Annotated in this window: 19 protein-coding genes and 2 tRNA genes; 18 read left to right on the top strand and 3 right to left on the bottom strand. The window is 61.0% G+C overall.

The features are described 5' to 3' along the window. Positions 1-63: 63 nt before the first annotated feature. From ACESYO_RS04325 to coaD, 4 genes are all read left to right on the top strand, one after another. Positions 64-140: transfer RNA gene (locus ACESYO_RS04325), tRNA-Asp, on the top strand. Between the two features lie 4 nt (positions 141-144). Continuing rightward, a tRNA-Thr gene (locus ACESYO_RS04320) sits at positions 145-220 on the top strand. 157 nt (positions 221-377) lie between these two features. Further along, on the top strand, positions 378-1,661 hold the full coding sequence (locus ACESYO_RS04315; protein ID WP_058967171.1) for a diaminopimelate decarboxylase: 1,284 nt from the start codon (positions 378-380) through the stop codon (positions 1,659-1,661). Positions 1,662-1,800: 139 nt separating this feature from the next. Then, entirely contained in the window at positions 1,801-2,316 is a 516-nt protein-coding gene (gene coaD / locus ACESYO_RS04310; RefSeq protein WP_058967170.1) for a pantetheine-phosphate adenylyltransferase, read from the top strand. A gap of 81 nt (positions 2,317-2,397) precedes the next feature. Here the strand turns inward: coaD and mnmA are convergent, their stop codons facing one another. Together mnmA and rnhA are read right to left on the bottom strand one after the other, a co-directional pair. After that, positions 2,398-3,468, bottom strand: a complete 1,071-nt coding sequence (mnmA, locus tag ACESYO_RS04305; protein WP_373209422.1) for a tRNA 2-thiouridine(34) synthase MnmA — start codon at positions 3,466-3,468, stop codon at positions 2,398-2,400. Between the two features lie 32 nt (positions 3,469-3,500). Further along, entirely contained in the window at positions 3,501-3,950 is a 450-nt protein-coding gene (gene rnhA, locus ACESYO_RS04300) for a ribonuclease HI (RefSeq protein ID WP_373209421.1), read from the bottom strand. Positions 3,951-4,471: 521 nt separating this feature from the next. Between rnhA and ACESYO_RS04295 the strand changes: the two genes are divergently transcribed. The 8 genes from ACESYO_RS04295 (at position 4,472) to ACESYO_RS04260 (ending at position 15,574) form a co-directional block, all read left to right on the top strand. Further along, entirely contained in the window at positions 4,472-6,304 is a 1,833-nt protein-coding gene (locus ACESYO_RS04295; protein ID WP_373209420.1) for a ribonuclease J, read from the top strand. Between the two features lie 28 nt (positions 6,305-6,332). After that, positions 6,333-8,318 (top strand): DHH family phosphoesterase, encoded by a 1,986-nt coding sequence (locus ACESYO_RS04290; protein WP_373209419.1) that lies wholly within the window; start codon positions 6,333-6,335, stop codon positions 8,316-8,318. 73 nt (positions 8,319-8,391) lie between these two features. Next, a complete protein-coding gene (gene rplI, locus ACESYO_RS04285) occupies positions 8,392-8,835 on the top strand; it encodes a 50S ribosomal protein L9 (protein WP_058967166.1) in 444 nt (147 codons plus the stop codon). Between the two features lie 165 nt (positions 8,836-9,000). After that, positions 9,001-10,398, top strand: coding sequence for a replicative DNA helicase (gene dnaB, locus ACESYO_RS04280; protein WP_373209418.1), 1,398 nt, complete (start codon positions 9,001-9,003; stop codon positions 10,396-10,398). Beyond that, positions 10,388-11,773 (top strand): tRNA lysidine(34) synthetase TilS, encoded by a 1,386-nt coding sequence (tilS, locus tag ACESYO_RS04275; protein ID WP_373209417.1) that lies wholly within the window; start codon positions 10,388-10,390, stop codon positions 11,771-11,773. Before dnaB ends, tilS begins: the two co-directional genes overlap by 11 nt. A 7-nt stretch (positions 11,774-11,780) precedes the next feature. Further along, positions 11,781-12,326 (top strand): hypoxanthine phosphoribosyltransferase, encoded by a 546-nt coding sequence (hpt, locus tag ACESYO_RS04270; protein WP_058967164.1) that lies wholly within the window; start codon positions 11,781-11,783, stop codon positions 12,324-12,326. Between the two features lie 62 nt (positions 12,327-12,388). Further along, positions 12,389-14,557: an ATP-dependent zinc metalloprotease FtsH gene (gene ftsH / locus ACESYO_RS04265; RefSeq protein ID WP_373209416.1), complete on the top strand. Its 2,169-nt coding sequence runs from the start codon at positions 12,389-12,391 to the stop codon at positions 14,555-14,557. 21 nt (positions 14,558-14,578) lie between these two features. Then, positions 14,579-15,574, top strand: a complete 996-nt coding sequence (locus tag ACESYO_RS04260) for a hypothetical protein (RefSeq protein WP_373209415.1) — start codon at positions 14,579-14,581, stop codon at positions 15,572-15,574. A gap of 87 nt (positions 15,575-15,661) precedes the next feature. Here the strand turns inward: ACESYO_RS04260 and ACESYO_RS04255 are convergent, their stop codons facing one another. Next, positions 15,662-16,366 carry a hypothetical protein gene (locus tag ACESYO_RS04255; protein WP_373209414.1) on the bottom strand — a complete coding sequence of 235 codons (705 nt, stop codon included), beginning with the start codon at positions 16,364-16,366 and terminating at the stop codon, positions 15,662-15,664. Positions 16,367-16,679: 313 nt separating this feature from the next. Between ACESYO_RS04255 and ACESYO_RS04250 the strand changes: the two genes are divergently transcribed. The 6 genes from ACESYO_RS04250 (at position 16,680) to ACESYO_RS04225 (ending at position 25,528) form a co-directional block, all read left to right on the top strand. Then, on the top strand, positions 16,680-18,656 hold the full coding sequence (locus ACESYO_RS04250) for a DNA gyrase/topoisomerase IV subunit B (protein ID WP_373209413.1): 1,977 nt from the start codon (positions 16,680-16,682) through the stop codon (positions 18,654-18,656). Positions 18,657-18,674: 18 nt separating this feature from the next. Continuing rightward, on the top strand, positions 18,675-20,924 hold the full coding sequence (locus ACESYO_RS04245) for a DNA gyrase subunit A (RefSeq protein WP_373209412.1): 2,250 nt from the start codon (positions 18,675-18,677) through the stop codon (positions 20,922-20,924). Between the two features lie 158 nt (positions 20,925-21,082). Further along, on the top strand, positions 21,083-21,334 hold the full coding sequence (gene secG / locus ACESYO_RS04240; RefSeq protein WP_058967158.1) for a preprotein translocase subunit SecG: 252 nt from the start codon (positions 21,083-21,085) through the stop codon (positions 21,332-21,334). Between the two features lie 92 nt (positions 21,335-21,426). Beyond that, positions 21,427-23,523 carry a ribonuclease R gene (gene rnr, locus ACESYO_RS04235; RefSeq protein ID WP_276869839.1) on the top strand — a complete coding sequence of 699 codons (2,097 nt, stop codon included), beginning with the start codon at positions 21,427-21,429 and terminating at the stop codon, positions 23,521-23,523. Positions 23,524-23,664: 141 nt separating this feature from the next. Further along, positions 23,665-24,840, top strand: a complete 1,176-nt coding sequence (locus tag ACESYO_RS04230) for an MFS transporter (RefSeq protein ID WP_373209411.1) — start codon at positions 23,665-23,667, stop codon at positions 24,838-24,840. 4 nt (positions 24,841-24,844) lie between these two features. Next, positions 24,845-25,528, top strand: coding sequence for a cyclic nucleotide-binding domain-containing protein (locus ACESYO_RS04225; RefSeq protein ID WP_346672523.1), 684 nt, complete (start codon positions 24,845-24,847; stop codon positions 25,526-25,528). The last annotated feature ends 22 nt before the right edge of the window (positions 25,529-25,550 follow it).

The raw sequence follows: 25,550 nt of genomic DNA, 5'->3' as shown, positions 1-25,550 counted from the left end.
GGTTGACAATTGCGGGAACTGTCTGTATAATATTAAAAGTCGCCACAAGGCAACGCAAAAGATGGCCCGGTAGTTCAGTTGGTTAGAACGCTAGCCTGTCACGCTAGAGGTCGTGGGTTCGAGCCCCATCCGGGTCGCCATCTTGCTGCTATAGCTCAGTCGGTAGAGCGCATCCTTGGTAAGGATGAGGTCAGCAGTTCAAATCTGCTTAGCAGCTCCATGGTCAAAGCCCTTCAAACGTTTCGTTTGAAGGGCTTTTTTGCTGCCTGCAAAACATGTCGTTGCGCGGCTGGCCCCTTTTGTGTTATACTGTGCTAAAATAAACACTGCGCAATCAAACCGGGCGAACAGCCCGTGGGAAAGGGAGAAAGACCACCATGCAAAAGCATCCGTTCATCAGCCTGGAACAGGCCCAGAGGATCATTGAGGACGTGCCCACGCCCTTTCATATCTACGACGAAAAAGGCATTCGGGAAAATGCCCGCCGCCTGAACGCGGCCTTCGCCTGGAACGAGGGCTATAAGGAATATTTTGCCGTGAAGGCCACGCCCACCCCGGCGCTTTTAAAGATTCTGCAGGAGGAGGGCTGTGGGGTGGACTGCTCCACCTACACCGAGCTGCTGCTCAGTGAAGCCTGCGGTTTTACCGGTCAGGATGTGATGTTCTCCTCAAACGTGACCCCTGTGCAGGACATGAAAAAGGCCTGCCAGATGGGTGCTTACATCAACCTGGACGACTACACCCATGTGGAATTTCTGGATCGGGTGGCCGGTGTGCCGGAAACCGTGTTCTGCCGCTACAATCCGGGCGGCGTGTTCAGCATGGGCAACGACATTATGGACAACCCCGGCGAAGCCAAATACGGCATGACTGAAGAGCAGATGGCTTCCGCCTTCGAAAAGCTGATGAAGAAGGGGGCCAAACAGTTCGGCATCCATGCCTTCCTGGCCAGCAACACCACCAGCAATGATTATTACCCGGCGCTGGCCGAAATCCTGTTCCAGCTGGCGGTGCGGCTGAACAAGGCCACCGGCGCAAAGATCAAATTCATCAATCTATCCGGCGGCGTGGGTGTGGACTACCGCCCTGAGGAGCCCGCCAGCGACATTGCCGCCATCGGTGAAGGTGTGCGCAAAAAGTTCGAGGAGATTCTGGTGCCCGCCGGCATGGGCGATGTGTCCATCTTCACCGAGCTGGGCCGGTTCATGCTGGCCCCTTACGGCCATCTGGTGGCCACTGTGCTCCACGAAAAGCATATCCAGAAAAACTATCTGGGTCTGGATGCCTGCGCCGCCAATCTGATGCGTCCGGCCATGTACGGTGCGTACCACCACATCACCGTGCTGGGCAAGGAAAACGAGCCCTGCGACCATGTGTATGACGTGACCGGCGGTCTGTGCGAAAACAACGACAAATTCGCCATCGACCGGGCCCTGCCTGAGACCGGCATCGGTGACGTGCTGGTGATCCACGACACCGGCGCCCACGGCTTCTCCATGGGCTACAACTACAACGGCAAGCTGCGCAGCGCCGAGGTGCTGCTGCATGAGGACGGCAGCCACGAGGTGATCCGCCGGGCTGAGACCCCCATGGATTACTTCGCCACACTGGACAATACCCCCTTTTATCAGAAGCTCAGCGAGCTGTGTGAACAGGAATGACGGGAGAAGAAAGGCGGCAAAAATGTGATTGACAAGGCCGCTTTTCCGGGGGTATACTTAAGGGCGCCCGCCGAACAGCAAGGCGGGAAAATGGCCAACAGTGGGCCCAGCGGCCCACAGCGGAAAGGAAAAACGCTTTATGGAAAAACGCATCGCCATCTGCCCCGGCAGCTTTGATCCCATCACCAAGGGCCACCTGGACATCATCCGCCGGGCTTCGGGCCTGTTCGACGAGGTGATCGTGCTCATTCTGGTGAACTACGCCAAGAGCAACACCGCCTTTACCCCCGCCGAGCGGGTGGAGCTGGCCCGCCGGGTGACCAAAGACCTGCCCAACGTGCGGGTGGATTTCTTCGGCGGCCTGCTGGCGGACTACGCCTCCCATGTGGGGGCCTGTACCCTGATCAAGGGTCTGCGTGCGGTGAGCGATTTTGAATACGAATTCCAGATGGCGCTCACCAACAAGAAGCTCTGCCCCACACTGGAGACCATGTTCATGACCACCGACATTCAGTACATGTATCTTTCCTCCTCCATTGTGCGGGAGGTGGCCACCATGGGCGGTGATATTTCCGAGTTTGTCTGCCCGGAGATCATCGACGACATTCGCCGCCGTCTCGGGCCCAAGAACGACAAGAGCGAAGAAAACAAATAAACAAAAACGCAAAAAAGCAGCCCTCTGCACGGTGTTCCGGCAGAGGGCTGCTTTTTGTTTGTGTTGTCTGCTCTGGGGAGATTACTCCAGAATCTGGTCGATGAAGCCGCCGCCCAGAACCAGGCCGCCGCCGTAGAATACGGCGCTCTGACCGGGAGCGGGGGCGCGGGCAGGCTCTTCAAAGCGCACGGCGCCCTTGCCGTCGTAATGGCAGGACACGGGCTTGGAGGCGCTGCGGATCTTCACCAGATAATCCCCGGCGGGCAATTCGCCCCCGGCGGCGCAGCATACGTCACGCAGGGTCATGCCGGAGAAGAATTCCTCACCGGCCCAGCCCAGCTCCACGTCGCCGTTCTCCCGAATGGCCTTCACAAAGGCGGGCTTGCCCAGTGCAAGGCCCAGACCCTTGCGCTGGCCCAGGGTGTAGTGCATTACGCCCTTGTGGGGGCCAAGATCCTGCCCGTCCGGCGCGATGAAACGGCCGGCCTTGTCCGCAAGGCCCCGGCCCCGGATGAAGGCGGCGTAGTCGCCGTCCGGAATGAAGCAGATTTCCATGCTGTCCGGGCTGTCGGCGCAGGGCAGGCCCAGATCGCGGGCAATCTGGCGGATGTCCTCCTTCTCAAACTCTCCCAGCGGCAGGCACAGCCGGGCCAGAATATCCTGCCCCAGGCGGTAGAGCATGTAGCTCTGGTCCCGGGCCACGCTGGCGGGCTGGGCGATGTGGTACTGGCCGGCGGCGGTCTGCTCCACACGGGCGTAGTGGCCGGTGGCGATGAAGGGGATGCCCAGCTCGTCGGCCCGGGCGGCCAGCAGCTTGAACTTTACGGTGGGGTTGCACAGCACGCAGGGGTTGGGGGTGCGTCCGGCGCAGTAGGCCTGGCAGAAGGGCTCCACCACCTGGCGCTCGAACTCCTCGCCTGCCTCGATGACCTCCAGCGGAATGCCCAGAGCGGCGGCCGCCTTCCGGGCTTCCTCCACCGCCTTGTCGTGGGCGGGGGAGAAGCGGATCACCGCACCGGTTACCGCAAAGCCCTGCTCCCGCAGGATGTGCACGCATACCGCGGAGTCCACCCCGCCGGATACGCCCACCAGCACCTTGTCCTGCTTTTCAAAGGTGGAAAAATCGTTGCCGGGGAATAAAAGATCGCTCATAATTCGTTGCTCCTTTTTGTTGGAAGCAGCCGTCAGGTCTGGCGGCCGCCGTACTTCTTGCTCTGCTCCACGGCCAGCCGGTCGCAGCGTTCGTTCTCCGGGTGACCGGCATGGCCCTTGATCCATTTATAGTGGATCACATGCCCTTCACACAGCTCCAGCAGCCGACCCCACAGATCCGGGTTGAGGGCGGGGGATTTGTCGCTCTTTTTCCAGCCCCGGGCCCGCCAGCCCTTGGCCCAGCCCTTTTCCAGCCCGTCAATCACATATTTGGAATCGCTGCACAGGGTAATTTCACAGGGCTCCTTCAGCTGTTCCAGCGCCCGGATGAAGGCGGTGAGCTCCATGCGGTTGTTGGTGGTTTCGGCCTCGCCGCCGGAAAGCTCCTTTTCAAACTGTTTATAGCGCAGTACTGCGCCCCAGCCGCCGGGGCCGGGGTTACCGCTGCAGGCACCGTCGGTAAAGATTTCAATCTGTTTCATGCTGTCCTCCTGCCCGCGGGAAGGCGGGCTGTCTGTTCCGGGCACGGCTTTGTTTGGAAACCAATAGTCGGTCAATGCCCAATGGCACCATTATACCGGTTTTGCTCCCGGGCGGCAAGTGTAAGAGGGCATTGGTCGGACCATACTTGGGGCAACACCGCACATTTCAAAGCGGGTGCTTCCGGCGCGCTCCACCACCTGGAATTGTGCGGGATTGCCCCGGAAAAGCCCTGCCCGCATTATTTTGCCCTGCCTGCTCCGCTTTGTTGACAGAAAGCATACAAAGAGGGTATAATAAAACTAACTTTAGGTTGGAGAAGTTTGCCAACCTTGGCCGAGCAGCGGCCCGTCGCCGCCGCTCTGTGTGCGTGATCCGTCCGGGGCCCGGTCGCATTGAACAAATGGACCTGTCGTGCCCAACACCACAAGCATTTCAAACTGAACCATCGTGCGCCCGGCCGTTTTCGCATCGTAACGGGAAACGGGTTTTTCCGGCGTACGCAATTTTACGGAGGAGATCTATGACTCAACAGAAAAACACGAAGGAAAAAGAGCCCAAAAAACCGCGCGCTGCCCATAAGCCGGCCGCGCCCAAAGCCGAGAATGCCGGCACGCAGCAGCCTGCTCAGCGCCGCCGCCCCTTCTATTCCCGGGGCCGCAAGCCTGCTGCCAAAAATCACAATAAGCAGGAAGAGGCTGTGCCGGTGCACATTATTCCTCTGGGCGGTCTGGGTGAAGTGGGCAAAAACATCACCCTGTATGAGTGCCAGGGAGACATGCTCATCGTGGACTGCGGCCTGGTTTTTCCGGACAGCGACATGTTCGGCATCGACCTGGTTATTCCGGACTTCACCTATGTGGTGCAGAACAAGGATAAGATCAAGGGCGTGGTAATCACCCACGGCCATGAGGACCACATCGGCGCGCTGCCCTACCTGCTCAAGCAGGTGAACCTGCCCATCTATGCCACCAAGCTGACCATCGGCCTGATCAAGAACAAGCTGGAAGAGCACAATCTGCTGGGCCGCACCAAGCTGGTGGAGATTCATCCCCGCCACAAGTTCAAGCTGGGCTGCTTTACCATCGAGCCCATCCATGTGAACCACTCCATCCCGGATGCGGTGGCTCTGGCCATCGACTGCCCGGCGGGCGTGATCATTCAGACCGGCGACTTCAAGATTGACTATACCCCGCTGTCCGCCGGGCCCACCGATCTGGTGACCATTGCGGAATACGGCAAAAAGGGTGTGCTGGCCCTGCTGAGCGATTCCACCAACGCCGAGCGGCCGGGCTTTACCGCCACCGAGCACAAGGTGGCCGACAGCTTTGCCAACCTGTTCCGCCGGGCGGACAAACAGCGCATCATCATTGCAACCTTTGCTTCCAACATCTACCGTGTACAGCAGATCATTGATCTGGCGGTGGAAAACGGCCGCAAGGTGGCGGTGTCCGGCCGGAGCATGGCCAACAACACCCAGATGGCGCTGGAGCTGGGCTATCTGCATGCGCCGGAGGGCGTGCTCATTGATCTGGAGCAGATCAACAAGTACCCGCCGGAGCAGATCGTGCTGATCACCACCGGCAGCCAGGGCGAGCCGCTGAGCGCTTTGTCCCGCATGGCCAGCGCCAGCCACCGGAATGTGCGCGTGGGCCCCGGCGACTTCATCATCATCTCCGCCACCCCCATCCCCGGCAATGAAAAGATGGTCACCAAGGTGGTGAACGGTCTGTTACTGCTGGGCGCGGAGGTTATTTACGAATCCATGTACGATGTGCATGTGTCCGGCCACGCCTGCCAGGAGGAGCAGAAGCTGATGCTCACGCTGGCGGCGCCCAAATACTTCCTGCCGGTGCACGGCGAGTACAAGCAGCTGAAAAAGCATGCAATCACCGCCGAAAAGCTGGGCATTCCCCCCAAGAACATCCACATCGCCGAGATCGGGCAGGACATCATCCTCTCGGCCGACAGCCTTTCCACCGGTGAGCCGGTGCCTGCCGGCGCCGTAATGGTGGACGGTCTGGGCGTGGGCGACGTGGGCAACGTGGTTCTGCGGGACCGCCGTCATCTGTCCGAGGACGGTCTGGTCATCGTGGTGGCCACGGTCAACTCCCGCACCGGTCAGGTAATGGCCGGGCCGGATCTGGTTTCCCGCGGCTTTGTGTATGTGCGCGAGAGCGAGCAGCTGATGGACGAAGCCCGCCGGCTGGTGAGCCAGTGCTTCGAGCGGTGCGCCGCAGAAAATGTGCGCGACTGGAACAGCGTAAAGACCCGCGTGCGGGAGACACTGTCTTCTTATATCTACCGCAAGACCAAGCGCAGCCCCATGATCCTGCCCATCCTCATGGAGGTCTGACCCCAAACGCAAAGGAGGCTGTTGGGCCATGGATCTGAAACCACGTTTCACACTGGAGGTCTACACCGCCGGGCTTCTGGTTTTGAGCACGCTGCTCACCGTTCTGGTGGGCCTGCTGGAACCCCGGCTGCTGTGGGTGCTGATCCCGCTGCTGGCCGTTCTGGTTCTGGTGCTGTTTTTCCTTGCAGGGCGGCTGCGCCGGGGTCTTGCCCGGGCGCTGCAGTGCGAGAGCTTTGAAAACAGCCAGGTACAGCTGAGTCTGGGCGCCACGGCGCTGCCGGTGGCCCTGCTCAGCGGCAAGACTCTTGTGTGGTACAACAGTGCCTTCCGCCAGCGCATTCTGGCAGACGAGGATCGTCTGCTTGCTCCGGTGGGCAAGGTGCTCTGCGGGCTGGATCTGCACCAGTGCAGCGAGCCCGCCGGCCAGGTGCTGGAGCACGAGGGCCGCAAATACAATATTTTTGCGTCGGTCACCTCCGGGCGCGAGGCACTCACGGTGCTGTATCTGGTGGACGAGACCGACCTGCGCCAGCGGGCGGCGGAATACGACGCCACCCGCCCGGCCTATATGATCATCGAGATAGACGCCTACGCCGAACAGCTGGCCGAGCTGAAGGACTCGGAAAAGGCCCGGGTGCTGGAAGGCATCAACCGGGTGCTGGAGAACTACATCGGCCGCACCACCGGCTTTTTGCAGCGGGTGAGCAACGCCCGCTACATAGCGGTGGTGGAGGAGCGCCACATGAAGGAAATGGTGGCGGCTAAGTTCGATGTGCTGGATAAGATCCGTGCGCTGGAAGGCGAAGTGAACGTGACGCTGTCCATTGGCGTAGGCCGGGGCGGCGACACCCTGCGCCAGTGCGAGGAGATGGCCCGCCAGTCGCTGGACATGGCCCTTGGCCGGGGCGGCGATCAGGCGGCAGTGAAAACCCCCGAGGGCTTTGCCTTCTACGGCGGTGTGTCCCGCAGTGTGGAAAAGCGCAGTCGGGTAAAGAGCCGCATCGTGGCCAAGGCCCTGTGCGACCTGATCCGTCAGGCGGACAGTGTGCTCATCATGGGTCACCGGATGAGCGATCTGGACTGCGTGGGCGCGGCCGTCGGCGTGCTGCGCATCTGCAAGGCGCTGGACGCGCCGGCTGCCATCGTGGTGCGGCGGGATGCCACACTGGCCCAGAGCGTGCTGGACGAATTCCAGGCCGCGGGCCTGGGCGAGGACTTCATCTCGCCGGAAGTGGCGCTGGACGGCATGACCGACAATACCCTGCTGCTGGTGGTGGACACCCACATCAAGGGCCTGCTGGAAAGCGGCGATGTGTATCGCAAATGCCGCCAGGTGGCGGTGATCGACCACCACCGCAAGGCCGTGGGACACATCGACAACGCGGTGCTGTTCTTCCACGAGCCCTATGCTTCCTCCACCTGTGAGCTGGTGAGCGAGCTTTTGCAGTATGTGGAGGCGGAAAATGCCCGCCCCACCGCGCTGGAAGCCGAGGCGCTGCTGGCCGGCATCATGCTGGATACCCGCAACTTCGGCATTCACACCGGCGTGCGCACCTTTGAGGCGGCGGCTTATCTGCGCCGTATGGGCGCCATGACCGAGCGGGTGAAGCTGCTGTTTAACTCCAGCCTGCAGGAATACACCGCCAAGTCCAATCTGGTGGAAAACGCCGATATTTATATGGGCTGTGCGGTGTCGGTATCCGGCGAGCTTCCGCCGGACATGGCGGTTGCGGTGCCTCAGGCGGCCAACGATCTGCTCACCATCCAGGGGGTGGGAGCCAGCTTTGTGGCCGTGCAGCAGGGCAATGGGGTAAACATCTCCGCCCGCAGCATGGGCGCCGTGAACGTGCAGGTCATCATGGAGCAGCTGGGCGGCGGCGGTCATCTGACCATGGCCGGTGCCCAGATGAAGGATACCACCATCGACGAAGCCGAAAAGCGCATCCGTCAGGCCATTGCCCGCTACCGGCAGGAGCAGGCCGAGGAAGAGGGGCGCTCCGGCAAGAAACGATAAACCCGGCCCCGCGGCCGGCCAAAATACGCGGCGCCTGCAAGCGGGTGCCGCGCACATAAGGAGAGAGATACCAATGAAGGTTATTCTGAAGCAGGATGTGAAGAACATCGGCAAAAAGGATGAAATCCACGAAGTGTCGGACGGCTACGCCCGCAACTTCCTGTTCCCTCGCGGCCTGGCCGCCGAGGCGGACGCCACCGCACTGAATCTGGTGCGCACCAAGAACGAAGCCAAGGAGCATCATGCTGCCGAGGCCCTGGCTGCTGCCCAGCAGCTGGCCGCCACCATCAAGGACAAGACCGTTGTGATCAAGAGCAAGGGCAACGGCGGCCGCCTGTTCGGCAAGATCACCTCCAAGGAGGTGGCCCAGCACCTGAGCCAGATGGTGGGCACCGAGATCGACAAGCGCAAGGTGGAACTGGAGCGGGACATCAAGGAGTTCGGCACCACCAACGCCACTGTGAAGCTGCACCCCGGCGTGACCAGCACCTTCAAGGTGAAGGTTGAGGAGCAGTAAAAAGCGGAACCGCTGCGCCCAGTGGGGCGGTCATGGGGAAGAATGGCCCCGAAGGCCGCGCCCGCTGGGCGCTGCTTGCTGAAAACAGCAAAGCAGGATGCACTCCATTCCATGTGGAGCGACGCTGACTGAAAAACCAACCGTAGCGAAAGGGAACGATGCCTGATGCAGGATACAAATTTTGAACTGGACAGCATGAATCTGGCCGAGCCGTATAATATGGAAGCGGAGCAGTCGGTGCTGGGCGCCGCTCTGCTGGACAGCGAACGGGTGATGCCCGCGCTGATCAATACCCTCAAGCCGGAAATGTTCTATTCCCGCCAGAACGCCGAGATCTTCAGCCAGATGGTGGAGCTGTATTCCGGCACCGAGCAGCTGGACGCGGTGACCCTGATCGACGCGGTGGCCTCCACCGGCGTGTTCGAGAGCATGGAGGCCGCCAAGGTCTACATTGCCCGTCTGGGCGAGGTGGTGCCCTCCATCAGCAACTTCGGCGCCTACGCCCGCATTGTGGAGGAGAAATACCTCACCCGTCAGGTGATGCAGCTGGCCCAGAACATCCTCAAGCAGTCCAGCGCCCAGCCGGACGCGGATATACTGCTGGAGAGTGTGGAGCAGCGACTGACCGACATCCGCTCCAACCAGAAGCGGGAGGAGCTGACCAAGCTGTCCGACGCGTTTCTGGAGACCATGGCCACCCTGCAGAAGATCGCGGGCCCCAACAAGGACAAATACGCCGGTATTCCCACCGGCTTTACCTATCTGGATTCCATCCTCACCGGTCTGGGCCGGTCCGACCTGATCATTCTGGCCGCCCGCCCCGGTATGGGCAAGACCAGCTTTGCGCTGAACATCGCCACCAACGTGGCCAAAAAGAGCCATATCCCTGTGGCCATCTTCAGCCTGGAAATGAGCAAGGAGCAGCTGACCAACCGTATCCTCTCCGCCGAGGCCGGCGTGGACAGCCACTCCTTCCGTTCCGGTGCGCTCAGCGGCAACGACTGGGACGATCTGGCCCACGCCATGGACGTGCTGCACGATGTGCCCATCTTCATGGACGATACCTCCGGCATCACCATTCCGGAGGTGAAGGCCAAGATCCGCAAGATCAATCAGGACCCGGAAAAGACCCCCATCGGACTGGTGGTTATCGACTACTTACAGCTGATGACCAGCGGCAAGCGCACCGAAAACCGTGTGCAGGAAATCAGTGATATTACCCGAAATCTGAAAATCATGGCCAAGGAGCTGAATGTGCCGGTCATCGCTTTGTCTCAGCTGTCCCGTGCGGCGGAAAAGAGCAGCGGCCGGTCCGACCACCGGCCCCAGCTGTCCGACCTGCGTGACTCCGGTTCCATCGAGCAGGACGCCGACATTGTACTGTTTTTGTACCGCGAGGGCTACTACACCTCCATGAGCGGCGAAAGCCTGGAGGAGAGCGATTCCAGCACCGCCGAGTGCATCATTGCCAAGAACCGTCACGGTGAGACCGGCAAGGTGGATCTGGGCTGGGATGGCGCACACACCCGTTTCGTGAACGTGGATTACAACCATGCGGGATGAGCCGATGAGCGCCGCCGCCTTTGAGGAGCAGGTGCTGGAGAGCATCCGCAGCCGGAACATGCTTCAGCCCGGCGACCGGGTGATCGCGGCGGTGTCCGGCGGGGCGGATTCCATGGCCCTGCTGCGCTTTTTTCTGCGCCGGGGCCGGGAGCTGGGCATCACATTGGAAGCGGCCCATGTGAATCACGGCCTGCGGGACGCGGCAGAGAACGACGAGACCTTTGTGGCTGAATTTTGTACAAAAGAAGGCGTGTTGCTGCATTGCCATCATGCCGGCCGGCAGACCGAACGACGCAGCGAGGAGTGGGCAAGGCAGCTGCGCTATGCGTTTTTTGAGCAGCTGGCAAAAAAAGATCCGGCGGTGAAGATCGCCACCGCCCACACCCTTACCGACCAGGCGGAAACGCTACTGTTCCGGCTGGCCCGGGGAACCGGGCTGGCTGGCGCGGCGGGTATTCCGCCGGTGCGGGAGCCCTATATCCGGCCGCTGCTGGAGCTGCCACGAAATGCAACCGAGGATTATTGCCGGGCCACCGGCACTCCCTTTGTGCTGGACGAGACCAACGCAGACAGTGCGTATTCCCGCAATCGAATTCGCCATCAGGTGCTGCCCCAGCTGGAGCAGATCAACCCGGAAGCCCAGCGGGCACTGGGGGAATATTGCAGCAGAGCTCAGGGCTGGCTGCAATATTTTCGCCGTGAGGGGGAACACTTGCTGCAAACGGCCCGCTGCGGCGACGGCTGGAGCGCAAAGATCCTGCTGGAGGCGGACCCGGTGCTTCGGGCCGAGGCGCTGCGCTGTCTGGTGGAAGAAAAAGCCCCGCTGCGTCAGGCGGATCTGCCCAAGCTGGAGGCTCTGCTCGAAGGCCGCAGCCGGGCGGCTCAGCTGGCTGGCGGTGTGCGGATCGAGCGGTGTGCCGGCGTTCTGCGCTGGGCACAGAGCACCGAAGAGCAGCCGGATCCGCCCCGACTCGCCAGGCCGGGGGAATACCGCCTGCCCGGCGGCTATCGGCTGCGGCTGGAGCTGGCCGAGGGCGAAGAATGTGAACAAATCAAAAAATTTGCCGCGGGCCGGAAAAAGGGCTTAACCAATTGTGTGGATTATGATAGAATAAGGAGTAGTTTGTCTCTGCGTACCCGCCAGCCGGGCGACCGGTTCCATCCGGCGGGGCGCAGCGGTAGCAAGAGCCTGAAAAAATACTTCAACGAGGCGGGAATTCCCGGCGTACAGCGTGCGCTGGCGCCCCTTCTGGCCCAGGGCAGCCAGGTGATCTGGCTGTGGGGCGGTGGTGTGGCCCAGGGGTATGCCCCCACAGCTGCCACCAGCCGTATCCTGGTGATCCGTCCGTTGGAACCAACCAACAAGGAGCAGTGAACAAACAATGAGTCAGAGCAACGATATCCTGCAGGTATTACTCACCGAAGAACAGCTGAAAGCCAAGTGCGCCGAGATGGGCGCCCAGATCACCAAAGATTATCAGGGCAAGAACCTGCTGCTGGTCACCGTGCTGAAGGGCGCCGTGGTCTATCTGGCCGACCTGATGCGCTGCATCGATCTGCCCTGCGCCATCGACTTTATGGTGGTTTCCTCCTATGGCAGCGGCGTAAAGACCAGCGGCGTGGTGAAGATCGTGAAGGATCTGGATCAGGATCTGTCCGGCAAGGATATCCTGATTGTGGAGGACATTCTGGATTCCGGCATGACCCTGAGTTATCTGAAGGGGCTCCTGCAGGGCCGCAACCCTGCCAGCATCCGTATTGCCACCCTGCTGGATAAGCCCAGCCGCCGCAAGGTGGATCTGCAGGCGGACTATGTGGGCTACGAGGTGCCGGACGAGTTCGTGGTGGGCTATGGCCTGGACTACGACGAGCAGTACCGCAACCTGCCCTATGTGGGCATTCTGAAGCCCGAAGTATACACCAAATAACATGCGCACGGGGGCGCGAAGCAACGGCCGAAACGCGGCCGGGCCCCCGTGCGGAATAGGAGATGAAGTCTTTGCAGCGTAAACCAAAATTCAACGGCATGATCATCGTCGTGCTGCTGGCGCTGAGCGTGTTGGCCCTGAATCTGTGGAGCCTGATGAACACCTCCACCACTACCATGAGCTACTCCCGGGTGCTCAGCTACTTCCAGTCCCAGCAGGTGGTCGGTTTCGAGATGGACCTGAACACCGGCGACATCAAGCTGGCGCTGGTGGAGGGCAACGTGGAGCTGCCTTCTAACGCGGTGGATACCGGCAAGCAGCCTGCAGGCCGAGGCCAGCTGACCCAGGGCGGTATGTTTGATCTGATCCGCAGCCAGAGCCAGAGCACCACCGATGCCAAGGAAACTGTGGATCAGCTGCCCAGCGGTGAGGGCATCTGGCAGGTGGAATACCGCGTGCCCTATTTCAGCATCTTTTATGAAGAGGTGCAGCCTTACGTTCAGGCCTACAATGAGGCCCATCCCGATGCACCCATGTATCAGGATTACACCCCTGTGAAGAGCAGCGTGCCCGTGTGGGACATCATGATGATGGTGGTCATGGTGGGCAGCATGATCTTCATTTTCTATGTGATGTTCAAGGGCAACCAGGGCGGCAACATCATGAATGTGGGCCGCGCCAAGGTGAAGGACCAGAACGATGACAAGCGTAAGACCACCTTTGCCGATGTGGCCGGCGCGGACGAGGAAAAGGCCGAGCTGGAAGAGATTGTGCAGTTCCTCAAGAATCCCAGTCAGTTCAACAGTCTGGGTGCCCGCATCCCCCACGGCGTGCTGCTGGTGGGCCCTCCGGGTACCGGTAAAACCCTGCTGGCCCGTGCCTGCGCCGGTGAGGCGGGCGTGCCCTTCTACTCCATCTCCGGTTCCGATTTCGTGGAGATGTATGTGGGCGTGGGTGCTTCCCGTGTGCGTGATCTGTTCGACAAGGCGAAAAAGACCGCGCCCAGTATCATCTTCATCGATGAGATCGACGCGGTGGGCCGCCAGCGCGGCACCGGTCTGGGCGGCGGTCACGATGAACGCGAACAGACCCTGAACCAGATGCTGGTGGAGATGGACGGCTTCGGCGCAAACGAGGGCGTGATCGTAATCGCGGCCACCAACCGTGCCGACATTCTGGACCACGCACTGCTGCGCCCCGGCCGGTTCGACCGTCAGGTCTATGTGGGCCTGCCGGACGTGAAGGGCCGTGAGGAAATCCTGAAGGTTCACACCCGCAAAAAGCCGCTGGCTCCCGATGTGAACCTGAAAACCATTGCCCAGTCCACTGCCGGTTTCGCCGGTGCGGATCTGGAGAACCTGGTGAACGAGGCCGCGCTGCTGGCCGCACGCCGGGGCAAAAAGGCCATCACGGAGAAGGAAATCGAGGAAGCCTCCATCAAGGTGGTGGCCGGCCCCGAGAAGAAGAGCCGTGTGGTTACCGAAAAAGAGAAAAAGCTCACCGCATACCACGAGGCGGGCCATGCCATCACCAGCTGGTTCTGCCCCACCAACGACCCGGTGCATCAGATCAGCATCATTCCCCGCGGCCAGGCGGGCGGTTACACCATGTACCTGCCCGATAAGGACGCCAGCTATGTGACCAAGACCGCCATGCAGGAGCGCATTGTGAGCCTGCTGGGCGGCCGTGTGGCCGAGAGTCTGGTGCTGGAGGATATCTCCACTGGTGCTTCCAACGACCTGGAGCGCGCCACCCAGACCGCCCGCAGCATGGTCACCCGCTACGGCTTCTCCGAGCGGCTGGGCCCTGTGGTCTACGGTTCCGACCCGGAGGAAACCTTCCTGGGCCGTGATTTCAGCCAGGGCAAAGGCTATTCCGATTCCATCGCCGCCGAGATCGACAGCGAAATCCGCGACATTGTGGACGAAGCGTATGAACGAGCCCGCCGCATCCTCAGCGACAACATGGATAAGCTGCATGTGGTGGCCGCCGAGCTGATCAAGCGGGAGAAGCTGTCCGGCGAGGAGTTCAAGACCCTGATGGAGGGCGGCACCCTGCCGGAGGCAGAGCAGCCCGCCCAGCCCGCAGTGCCTGCTGAACCTGCCCAGCCCGCTGAGCCCGCACAGGCTGCAGAGCCCGCTCAGCCCGCGGAAATGGCAGAAACCGCCGAGCCGGTGGAGCCCATGCCGGAACAGCCGGACGAGGGCAGCAAGCCCGAAGGCTCTGTGTAACAGAAAAGGAGTGACGCTCTTATGGAAGAGAATTTCGACCTTTTGGCCCAATCCCGTGCAAACTATTACACCAAGGGCAGCCCCATCCAGTTTGTGAAGGTGGAGCTGCTGAAGGGCGACCAGAGCGGCGACATCGCGGTCTGTCTGTCCTTCAAAAATATTTCCAGCCAGCCGGTCACCGGCCTGCTGGTGGAGTTCAAGTGCAAGGATCGCACCGGCACCGTAGTCTGCCAGGATCGCTTTGAATATCAGGGCCTGAACGCGGCTGGCGGTCAGGTGTTCGGTTCGGATGATGCGGTTTACATCAGCCAGGCTCCGGTAGGCAGTGTGGAAGTGGATCTGATCGAGGCCTATATGGCCGACGGTACCGCGCAGGATCTGACTGGTTTTGTGCGTACCCGGCTGCCCGCGCCCAAAAAGTTGCCGGAGGATCTGGCCAAAAAGCTGAGCGAGCGCACCGGCAAGGAGGGGCTGCAGTTTGTGCCCCAGGTGCTGGATCAGGGCTGGTACTGCGCCTGCGGCGCCTTCCATCCCCGTGAGGAAAGCGGTGTGTGGTGCAGCGAGTGTGGCTCCGACCGGATTCTGTTGCAGAATACCCTGTCCAGCATGCTGCAGGCGGCGCAGACCGCCCAGCAGCCCGCGGCAGACCAACAGCCCACCCGCATGGTGCCCCCGGTTCGCCCGGAGGAGCCCACCCGGGCGGTGCCCCCGCTGCGCAGCCAGCCGGATCCCAGCTACGATGTGCCCCCACTGCATCCCGATGAGGAGGATGATGCGGATATGACTCTGGCCGATGACCGGGGCCATGCCCGCTACGCCGCCTCCCGCCTGGGCTTCCACGAACAGGATGCCTATGAGGACGAGGGCGGCTACGAAGAGGACTACGAGGATTACGATGACTACGACGGGGAGATGGACCCCCGGGACGTGATTGCGGAAAAGATCATCCGCTGGGCCCCACCCATCACCGCTGTGCTGTGCGCCATCGTGGCCCTGATCGGTTTCCTGCTGGCCTGATCGGCACGCTGAATCAATTTAAAAACAAAAGACCTTCCGCATTGCAACACGCAGGGCGGAAGGTCTTTCTTTCGCTGTGGAACCGGTTCAGTGCATGAACAGGCTGGCTCCCACGCAGTACAGCATGGCCAGCACCAGAACCACCCGGCCAAACTTCTGGCCGGCACGGTACCAGTCGCTGGGCTCGCCGCCGTCCACTTCCAGGCCGTGGCGCATCAGGAAGAAGAAGTTGGGGAAGCGGATGTCCACCGCAAGGCAGGCGGCCAGCAGCAGAAGAGGCAGCAGGAAAATGGGGGAGCCGAAGGTGTCGCATCGGTCCGATACCGCCCAGGTGTAGAGCTGACCGTAGCTGGGAAATTCCGGGGGCGGCTCTTGCGGGCCCACATGAATCTGTGCAATATCATCCATGTTAAAATTGCCCGCTTCATCGGTCAGCAGGTGCCAGTCCCCCATGGGGCTGGCCTGCCCGGAAAACGCCAGCGTGCCGTTTTCGTAGATCTGGGTGGAAAAGCCATCTGAGCCCAAAAGAATCCGGTAGTTGCGGGTCTCGCCGTTCAGTGTGAAGGAAAGTGCAGCCTCGCTTTCGCGCCGTTCCATCTGCAAAGTACAGGCGGCTCGATAGTCCTGCCCGGAAAACACCCCTGCCTGTTGCCGGGCCAGAAAGATTCCGTCGTACCAGTAGCCGGGGTGGAAGAGCGCCCGGAAATAAAGGGCCAGCAGCAGCGCAGCCAGCACAGCGCCGACGGCGAGAAGAGGCTTTTTGCGGCGGGTCATCCATTCGGGGATCGTCATGGGAAAACATCCTTTCACAGCAAAAATGGAAGGAGAAATATGCTCTGCCCTAACTATATCATGCCCGCCTTTTTCCCGCAAGGGCAGGGGCAGAGGCCGGGAAAACCGCCGCCCGCCTGCCCGCAAAAGGCCCGGCAATGCGGTTTGGCGCACGGTGCGCTCCTTGACATTTTCCGCCGGAGCGTGGTTAAATAATATGGTATGCAATCAAGAATGTGAGAAAATCCCCGGTGCGCGAGGGCCTGCCCCCGGCACAGACAGACGGGGACTACGGGGGCCAGGCGCCCCCAAAACCAACAGGAGGTAGAACAGGTTGGCCAAAAAACAGGAATATGGCAACGACAGTATTTCCAGCCTGAAGGGCGCGGATCGGGTGCGCAAACGCCCTGCCGTTATCTTTGGCTCGGACGGCGTGGAGGGCTGTGCCCATTCCATCTTCGAGATCCTTTCCAACTCCATCGACGAGGCCCGCGAAGGCTACGGCGAAAAGATCCTGCTCACCCGCTTTGCGGACGGAAGCATTCAGGTGGAGGACTTTGGCCGGGGTATCCCGGTGGACTATAACCCCAAGGAGCAGCGCTATAACTGGGAGCTGGTGTTCTGCGAGATGTATGCCGGCGGCAAATACTCCGCCGGTGAGGATAACTACGAGTATTCTCTGGGTCTGAACGGCCTGGGCCTGTGTGCCACCCAGTATGCCAGCGAATGGATGACCGCCGATATTTTCCGGGACGGCTTCCACTATCATCTGGATTTCAAGCAGGGTGAACCCGCCGGCGAGATGATCAAGGAGCCCTTTAAGGGCCGCCGCACCGGCAGTGTCATCCGCTGGAAGCCGGACACTCAGGTGTTCACCGATGTAAACGTGCCCACCGAATATTTCACCGATACCATGAAGCGGCAGGCGGTGGTCAACGCGGGTCTTGACCTGATCTTCGTGGATCAGACCGGACCGGAAAAGCAGACCACCGAATTCCGCTACGAAAAGGGCATTGAGGACTATGTGAACGAGACGGTGGGTCTGGACTACATCACTCCCACCCGTTACTGCGAGTCCACTGCCACTGGTCGGGATCGGGAGGACCAGCCGGACTACCGGGTGAAGATGAGCGCCGCCTTCTGCTTTTCCAACAAGGTGCAGATGCTGGAATACTACCACAACTCCAGCTGGCTGGAGCACGGCGGCAGTCCGGATCGTGCGGTGCGTACCGCCTTCGTGAACCAGATCGACAACTTCTTAAAGACCAAGGGCCTGTACAAGAAGAACGAAAGCAAGATCACCTTTGCCGATGTACAGGACTGCCTGGTGTATGTGTCCAGCACCTTCTCCACCCGCACCAGCTATGAGAACCAGACCAAGAAGGCCATCACCAACAAGTTCGTGGCCCAGGCCATGACCGAGTTCCTGAAGCACAATCTGGAGGTTTACTTCCTGGAGAATCCGGAAGAGGCCCAGAAAATCTGCCAGCAGGTGCTCATCAACAAGCAGAGCCGCGAGCACGCGGAAAAGACCCGTCAGAGCATCAAAAAGACGATGACCAGCCAGATCGACATCGCCAACCGGGTGCAGAAGTTCGTGGACTGCCGCACCAAGGACGTGAGCCGCCGCGAGCTGTACATCGTGGAGGGTGATTCCGCCATGGGCGCGGTCAAGACCAGCCGAGACTCCGAGTTCCAGGGCATTATGCCGGTGCGCGGCAAGATTCTGAACTGCCTGAAGGCGGACTATGACCGCATCTTCAAATCCGATGTTATCACTGACCTGATCAAGGTGCTGGGCTGTGGCGTGGAGTTGGGCGGCAAGGCCAAAAAGGACCTGGCCACCTTCAACCTGGAAAATCTGCGCTGGAACAAGGTGGTCATCTGTACCGATGCCGACGTGGACGGTTACCAGATCCGCACCCTGATTCTGACCATGCTCTACCGGCTCACTCCCACCCTGATCAACGAGGGCTATGTGTACATTGCCGAAAGCCCCCTGTACGAGATCAACACCAAAAACAAGACCTACTTTGCCTACACCGAGCCGGAAAAGGCGAACATCCTTTCCCGCATCGGCAAGGAGAAGTACACCATCCAGCGTTCCAAGGGCCTTGGTGAGAACGACCCGGAGATGATGTGGCTCACCACCATGAACCCGGAAAGCCGCCGTCTGATCAAGGTGAACCCGGAGGATGTGGAGCACACCGCCGCCGTGTTCGATCTGCTGCTGGGCGACAACCTGGCCGGCCGTAAGGAGCACATTGCCCAGCACGGTGTGGAATATCTGGACGATCTGGATCTTTCGTAAGGGGAGGAGAGAAGAGTTATGGCAAAAAAACAGACCAAACGAGCCACCCCTGCCCGGCCTCAGCTGGGCGATAACGTGGAGATTCTGGACGCGGGCGTTGTGATTCAGAGTCCCATCACCGAAACGCTGGAAAAGAACTACATGCCCTATGCCATGAGCGTGATCGTCTCCCGCGCATTGCCGGAGATCGACGGCTTCAAGCCCGCTCATCGCAAGCTGCTGTATACCATGTACGGCATGGGCCTTTTAAAGGGTGCGCGCACCAAGAGCGCTAACATCGTGGGCAGCACCATGCACCTGAACCCCCACGGCGACGCGGCCATTTATGAAACCATGGTGCGTATGGGCCGGGGCAACGAAAGCCTGCTGGTGCCTTTTGTGGATTCCAAGGGAAACTTTGGCAAGGCATACAGCCGGGACATGGCCTACGCCGCCAGCCGTTACACCGAGGCCAAGCTGGAAGCAGTGTGTGAGGAACTGTTCCGGGACATCGACAAGGATACCGTGGATTTTGTGCCCAATTACGACGGCACCACCACCGAGCCGACCCTGCTGCCGGTGACCTTCCCCACCATTCTGGCCAACAATACGCTGGGTATTGCTGTGGGCATGGCCTCCAACATCTGTTCCTTCAATCTGGCGGAGCTGTGCGAAACCACCGTGGCTTTGATGCGCCACCCGGACCACGACCTGCTCACCACCCTGCCTGCGCCGGACTTTGTGGGCGGCGGTGAGATTCTTTACAACGAGGCCGAGCTGCGCAAGATCTACGAGACCGGCCGCGGCAGCGTGCGGGTGCGCGCCCAGTACCGTTATGAAAAGGACGGCAACATGCTGGAGATCACCCGTATCCCTCCCACCACTACGGTGGAGGCGGTGATGGACAAGATCGCCGAGCTGGTCAAGACCGGCAAGATCAAGGAAATCAGCGACATGCGCGATGAGACCGATCTGAACGGTCTGAAGCTGACCATTGACCTGAAACGTGGTCAGGACCCGGACAAGCTGATGCAGAAACTGTTCCGCACCACTCCGCTGGAGGACAGCTTTGCCTGCAACTTTAACCTGCTCATCGGCGGCCAGCCCCGCGTGCTGGGCGTACGGCAGATTCTGAACGAGTGGGTGGCCTTTCGGGTGGAATGCGTGCGCCGCCGCACCTACCACGATCTGCAGGGCAAGCAGAAGCGTCTGCACCTTTTGAAGGGCCTGGAGGCCATCCTGCTGGACATCGACAAGGCCATCCGCATCGTGCGCGAGACCGAGGAGGACGCTGAGGTGGTGCCCAACCTGATGATCGGCTTCGGCATCGACGAGACCCAGGCGGAATATGTGGCGGAGATCAAGCTGCGCCACCTGAACCGGGAATACATCCTCAAGCGCACCCAGGAGATTGCGGATCTGGAGGCGGAGATTGCCCGCCTGGAGGAGATCCTCAAATCCGAGGCCAAGATCCGACGGATCATCATCGAAGAGCTGAACGCGGTGGCAAAAAAATACGGCCAGCCCCGCCGCTGCACGATTCTGTACGACGTGGAGACCGCAGATTCTGCCGCCGAGGAGGAGAGCCTGCCGGATTATCCGGTTACCGTGTTCTTCACCCGGGAGGGCTACTTCAAGAAGATCACGCCCCAGTCGCTGCGCATGAGCGGCGAGCAGAAACTCAAGGAAGGCGACGAGGTGGTGCAGCAGATCGAGACCCGCAACGACGCCTGGCTGCTGTTCTTCACCGACCAGCGGCAGGTGTACAAGTGCCGGGCGGCAGATTTTGCCGACACCAAAGCCAGCGTAATGGGCGAATTTGTGGCGGCAAGCCTTGGCATGGACGAGGGCGAGCAGCCGGTGTATATGGCGGTCACGCTGGATTACAGCGGCTACATGCTGTTTGCCTACGCCAACGGCAAGTTTGCCAAGATCGCCATGAACAGCTACGCCACCAAACAGAACCGGAAAAAGCTGCTCAAGGCTTACAGCGACAAGGAGCAGCTGGCCTGCATGGTGCAGCTGCCCGAGGAGACCGAGCTGGCTGTGCGCACCAGCGGCGGCCGCATGCTGCTGTCCCACACCACCCAGATTGCCGAAAAGCAGACCCGCGACACCGCGGGCGTGGCGGTGATCACCCTGAAAAAGAACCAGCACATCGAGTGGGTCAAGCCTGCCGGTGAACTGGAGCTGACCAACCCCCACCGTTACCGGGTGCGCAGCCTGCCTGCCGCAGGCGCGCTGGTGCGGGAAGAGGATGTGGCCGAGCAGCTGCAGCTGGGTCAGTAAAAAAACGGACCGAACCCTTGGGCAGCACCGCATGATTCCGGGCGATGCCCTGGTGTTTGCTGTGAATTGTGCGGCGTTGCCCTTGCATTTTGCGGGGCTGTGTGGTATCATCATACTTGCATATTAGCGCGTATAAAAAGCGGAGGAGCGTTTACACTATGAGTATCATCGAGATCATCAGCGGTGTCGTGCTGATTCTGGCCGCCATCGTGATCGTATTTTTGACCCTGTCCCAGGAGTCCAAGGGCCGCGGCCTGTCCGGCGCCATCGCCGGCGAGGGCGGCATGATGGAAGCCGGCCGTACCCGTGCCAAGGACGTGAAGCTCGCCAAGTACACCAAGATCGTGGGCATCGTTTTCTTTGTTGTCATGATTGCGGTCAGCGTTCTGAGCGTTATGAGCATGAACTAACAAGCAAAAGAGGGTCCGCACTGTGCGGGCCCTTTTTGTCTGTACATGGCCCTGCGCGAGGGGTGCGGGGCCCAGAGAGGGAGGGAAATGTCATGTCCATCCGATCCAAGATCCTGCGGGAACTGGAGAAAAAGCCCAGGCGGCTCAAGGAGCTGAAGGACAAGCTGGGCAACGACAAAAAGGTGCAGCAGACGGTGGAAGAACTGCAGAAAAAAGGCAAGATCCGCCAGAAGAGCGGCGCGTATTTTCTGGCCAGAGACACCAAGGCCGAGGGTACGCTGGAGTGCGTGCTGGTGAAGCTGGGGCCCAGCTTCGGCTTTGCCGCGCCGGAAAACGATCAGAAGGGCGATATCTTTATCCCTGGGCGGGCACTGTGCGGTGCACTGCCCGGCGACCGGGTGCTGGTGAAGCTGTTTGACAAGCCCAAGGTGCCCGGTTCCCGGGAGGGAGAGATTCTGGCGGTGGTGCAGCCCCGCAAAAACTTTGTGGGCACCATCGTGCGGGAAAAGGAGCGGCTGTATTTTCTGCCGGATGAATGCCCCTTTGTGCGCCTGGCGGTGAAAAAGAGCGCCGCGGGCGGCGCGTCGGACGGCGACAAGGCGGCGGTGGAGCTGCTGAGCCGCGGCGAGGATTACGAGGATCACCGGGTGGGCGTGGCCCTGCGTTTCGGCAGCGCTCAGGCGGCAAAGAACTGTGCCAAGGCTCTGCTGTACGCCGCCGGTGTGGACCGGCACTTCCCCGAGAAGGTAAAGGCCGAGGCCCGCAAGCTGGAGGGCATCCAGCCCTCGGACCTGAAAAAGCGCACCGATCTGCGCAGCTGGCCTATTTTCACCATCGATGCGGCCTCCACCAAGGACATCGACGACGCCATCTCGCTGATGGCGGTGGAAAACGGCTGGGAGCTGGGGGTGCACATTGCGGATGTGAGCCACTATGTGAAGCCGGGCAGCGAGCTGAACAAGGAGGCCATGCGCCGGGGAACCTCCATCTATTACGCGGACAGTGTGATCCCCATGCTGCCCCGTCAGCTCTCCAACGGGCTGTGCAGCCTGAACCCCGGTGAGGACCGGCTGGCCTTTTCCTGCATCATGCAGCTGACCGAAGCGGGCGAGCTGCGGGACTTCCGGTTTGAAAAGACCGTGATCCGCAGCCGGGTCAAGGGCGTTTACAGCGAATTGAACCAGCTGCTGGCCGGGGACGAAACCCCGAAGCTGGCGGAAAAATACAGCGAGGTGTGGCCCCAGCTGCCCCTGATGCAAAAGCTCTATGAGCAGCGGGCAAAGCTGCGCAGTGAGCGGGGCGGCATCGAGTTGGAGACTGAGGAAGCCAAGCTGCAGCTGGACGAGGACGGCCGCTGCGTGGGCATCCAGCGGCGCAGCCGCGGGGTGACCGAGTGCATGATCGAGGAGTTCATGCTGCTGGCCAACCAGTGCGCGGCCCAGCTGGCCCGTCGCAATCAGCTGCCCTTTGTGTACCGGGTGCACGAGGCTCCGAACCCGGAGCGGGTGGAGCGGCTGGCGGGTATGCTGCGGATTTGCGGCCTGCCGGATCATTTCGCCGGCGAAGCGCCCACCCAGAAGGAGCTGGCTGCTCTGCTGGATTCCACCCGGGGCACCGATCTGCAGCCGGTGGTACACACCGGTGTGCTGCGCGCCATGGCAAAGGCCTGCTATGAGCCGGAGCCCAAGGGCCATTACGGCCTGGCGCTGGAGGACTATGCCCACTTTACCAGCCCCATCCGCCGGTATCCGGACCTGGCCATCCATCGCATTCTCAGCGACTGGCTGGGCGGCACCAGCCTGGAGGAGCTGAACCGGCGCTATGCCTGGTTCGCCCGGGAGGCCAGCGCCCAGTCCAGCACCTGTGAGGTGGCGGCTATGCAGCTGGAACGCTCCACCGAAGCCTGCTACAAGGCGGAATACATGCACGACCATCTGGGCGAGGTGTTCGAGGGCGTGGTCTGCGGTGTGGCGCCGCAGGGCATCTATGTGGAGCTGGAAAACACCGTGGAGGGTCTGGTTCACGCAGAGAGTATCTGCAAGGGCGAGCCCCAGCTGATCGAGTCCATGCGCATGAAGGACCCGGTGAGCGGCCGCCAGTGGAGCCTGGGCGACCGGGTACACGTCCGGGTGGACCGGGCGGATGTGGCCCTTGGCCGGGTGGATTTTTCGCTGGAAGAAACTGAGTAACCCCAAACGCGGGCGGACCAGGCAGGCCCGCCCGTTTTCTGTGACGGATGTCCTTGCCGGGCAGGGGGCAGGTCATGGTAAAATGAAACATGTATGGCAGCAGACCGGCTGCCGCTCATCCCCAACAAAGGAGAAGTGTTGATGAAGCATACCCCTCTGAAGGTGGCGATTTCGGCCATCTGTTTTGTGAACCTGCTGTATATGATTCCCTCGGTGGCGGTTTCCGGCATGGTGGCTGCCTTCCCGGATCAGCCCCAGAACAAAGTGCTTCTGCTGCTCACACTGCCCAATCTCACCGGCATCGCGGGCATTGTGGCCGAACCCTGGCTGGAACGGTGGTTCAGCCGCCGCACCCTTTCCATCACAGCGCTGGCGGTGTTTTTCGCATCCGGCCTTGCGAGCTTTGTGCTGCGGGAAAACCTGCCCGCGCTGATTGCTGCCAGCGTGATTATGGGCGCTGCCTACGGCATGCAGGCGGCATTGTACCCGCTGCTGGTGAACGACGGGTTCCAGGGCGAGGAGCGCAGCCAGGTAATGGGGCTGGTTTCCGGCATGCTTCAGCTGGGTCGCGTGGCCGCCACACTGGTGGGAGGGATGCTGGCCCGCCGTGGCTGGTACAATGTGTATCTGTGCTTTCTGGCAGTGCTGATTCCATTGGTGCTGGCAGTGCTGTTCCTGCCGCGCCAGTCCCACAGCGAACAGCTCCGGCAGCAGGATGGCGACTGGTTCAGCTTTTCCGAAACGGTTCGGCTGGCGGTGGAGGGCTTTGCCTTCGCAGCTCTGTTTTTTATGGTGAACACCCATCTTTCCCTGTATGTGGAGGGCTATGGCCTGGGCGATACCGCGCTTACCGGTCTGATCAGCGCCCTGGGCTGCGTGCTGGCAGGGCTGATCTCCACCGGCTTTGCCTGGTTTGAGCGCCGCACCGGCCGCTTCACCATGACCTGGGCCTTCGGCATTCTGGGGGTTCTGTATCTGGCAGGCGGTTTGTGGATCAGTCTGCCCGGCGCGGTGCTGTGTGTGGCAGGTGCGTTTTTGGGCATGGGTCTGTTCAGCCCCAACCTGATGCTGGGCTTTTCCCGCTGTGCAGGGCCCCGCCGGTTGGCCGCGGTCACCGCAATGGTGCTCACGGTGGTGAACGTGGGGTATTTCGCGTCCCCCTACATCACCGGTTTTCTGGCCGGTTTTGTGGGCGAGAGCCCGGCGGATGTGTTCCGGGTGGCCGGTATGCTCGGCCTTGTCTGTGCGGTTGGTTCGGCTGTGACCAGCTGCAGACCCGGCGTATCGCTTCCTGCCGCCGAAAAAGAGAAGGGATAAAGAAATGGAAAACAGAACGGATCGACTGGAGCAATACTGGGAGCAGCTGGAGCAGTTCGGGCTGGAACGCCGGGATTATCCCGACGCCCGCCTGCGTCAGTACCGGCGGGGAGATTTTCTGTGCCGTCAGGGCTGCCCCATGGAGGAGCTGCTGTTTGTGGTGGAGGGCCGGGTGAAGGTGTGCGCCGTCACCCCGGCGGACAAAACCCTGCTGTTCTGCTACAATGGCCCGGGAACGCTGGTGGGCGAGGTGGAGCTGATGACCGGCGAAGCCGCCACCACCAGCCTGCAGGCGGATTGCACGGTGCGCTGTGTGGCGTTGCCCATGAAAAAATATGCGGAAAGCCTGCGGGCAAACATTTTGTTCATGAACCGGGTGGCTCACATGCTGGCCCAGATCGTGGCCCGCAACGCGGTGAACGACACCTTCAACATTCTGGCCCCGCTGGAAGCAAGGCTGCGGGCCTACATTGCCCACAGCCAGCGGGACGGGGTGTTCCGCGGCCGGCTGACCGAGACCGCCGAATATCTGGGGGTGAGCTACCGCCACCTGCTGCGCACCATGAACGAGTTGTGTGCCCGGGGCATTCTGGAAAAGACCAGCGGCGGCTACCGCATTTTGCAGCCGCTGGCGCTGGGCCGGGAGCAGGAGGAAGGGGAATGGAGCGTTCCCCGCACCAAAGAATAAAAAACTGCCGCATGCTTTGCCG

It is taken from the genome of Allofournierella massiliensis, assembly GCF_964241245.1.
In the GTDB taxonomy this organism is placed as follows: domain Bacteria; phylum Bacillota; class Clostridia; order Oscillospirales; family Ruminococcaceae; genus Allofournierella; species Allofournierella massiliensis.
The sequence above is the reverse complement of the archived record's forward strand: the minus strand, read 5'-3'. Positions and strand labels throughout refer to the sequence as shown.

Coding starts and splice junctions, on each gene's coding strand:
- rnhA (WP_373209421.1), bottom strand. CDS start 3,950: ATGAAACAGATTGAAATCTTTACCGACGGTGCCTGCAGCGGTAACCCC.
- mnmA (WP_373209422.1), bottom strand. CDS start 3,468: ATGAGCGATCTTTTATTCCCCGGCAACGATTTTTCCACCTTTGAAAAG.
- rnr (WP_276869839.1), top strand. CDS start 21,427: ATGTCCATCCGATCCAAGATCCTGCGGGAACTGGAGAAAAAGCCCAGG.
- ACESYO_RS04290 (WP_373209419.1), top strand. CDS start 6,333: ATGGATCTGAAACCACGTTTCACACTGGAGGTCTACACCGCCGGGCTT.
- secG (WP_058967158.1), top strand. CDS start 21,083: ATGAGTATCATCGAGATCATCAGCGGTGTCGTGCTGATTCTGGCCGCC.
- ACESYO_RS04260 (WP_373209415.1), top strand. CDS start 14,579: ATGGAAGAGAATTTCGACCTTTTGGCCCAATCCCGTGCAAACTATTAC.
- dnaB (WP_373209418.1), top strand. CDS start 9,001: ATGCAGGATACAAATTTTGAACTGGACAGCATGAATCTGGCCGAGCCG.
- coaD (WP_058967170.1), top strand. CDS start 1,801: ATGGAAAAACGCATCGCCATCTGCCCCGGCAGCTTTGATCCCATCACC.
- tilS (WP_373209417.1), top strand. CDS start 10,388: ATGCGGGATGAGCCGATGAGCGCCGCCGCCTTTGAGGAGCAGGTGCTG.
- ACESYO_RS04315 (WP_058967171.1), top strand. CDS start 378: ATGCAAAAGCATCCGTTCATCAGCCTGGAACAGGCCCAGAGGATCATT.
- ACESYO_RS04225 (WP_346672523.1), top strand. CDS start 24,845: ATGGAAAACAGAACGGATCGACTGGAGCAATACTGGGAGCAGCTGGAG.
- ftsH (WP_373209416.1), top strand. CDS start 12,389: ATGAAGTCTTTGCAGCGTAAACCAAAATTCAACGGCATGATCATCGTC.
- ACESYO_RS04230 (WP_373209411.1), top strand. CDS start 23,665: ATGAAGCATACCCCTCTGAAGGTGGCGATTTCGGCCATCTGTTTTGTG.
- ACESYO_RS04295 (WP_373209420.1), top strand. CDS start 4,472: ATGACTCAACAGAAAAACACGAAGGAAAAAGAGCCCAAAAAACCGCGC.
- ACESYO_RS04245 (WP_373209412.1), top strand. CDS start 18,675: ATGGCAAAAAAACAGACCAAACGAGCCACCCCTGCCCGGCCTCAGCTG.
- ACESYO_RS04255 (WP_373209414.1), bottom strand. CDS start 16,366: ATGACGATCCCCGAATGGATGACCCGCCGCAAAAAGCCTCTTCTCGCC.
- rplI (WP_058967166.1), top strand. CDS start 8,392: ATGAAGGTTATTCTGAAGCAGGATGTGAAGAACATCGGCAAAAAGGAT.
- hpt (WP_058967164.1), top strand. CDS start 11,781: ATGAGTCAGAGCAACGATATCCTGCAGGTATTACTCACCGAAGAACAG.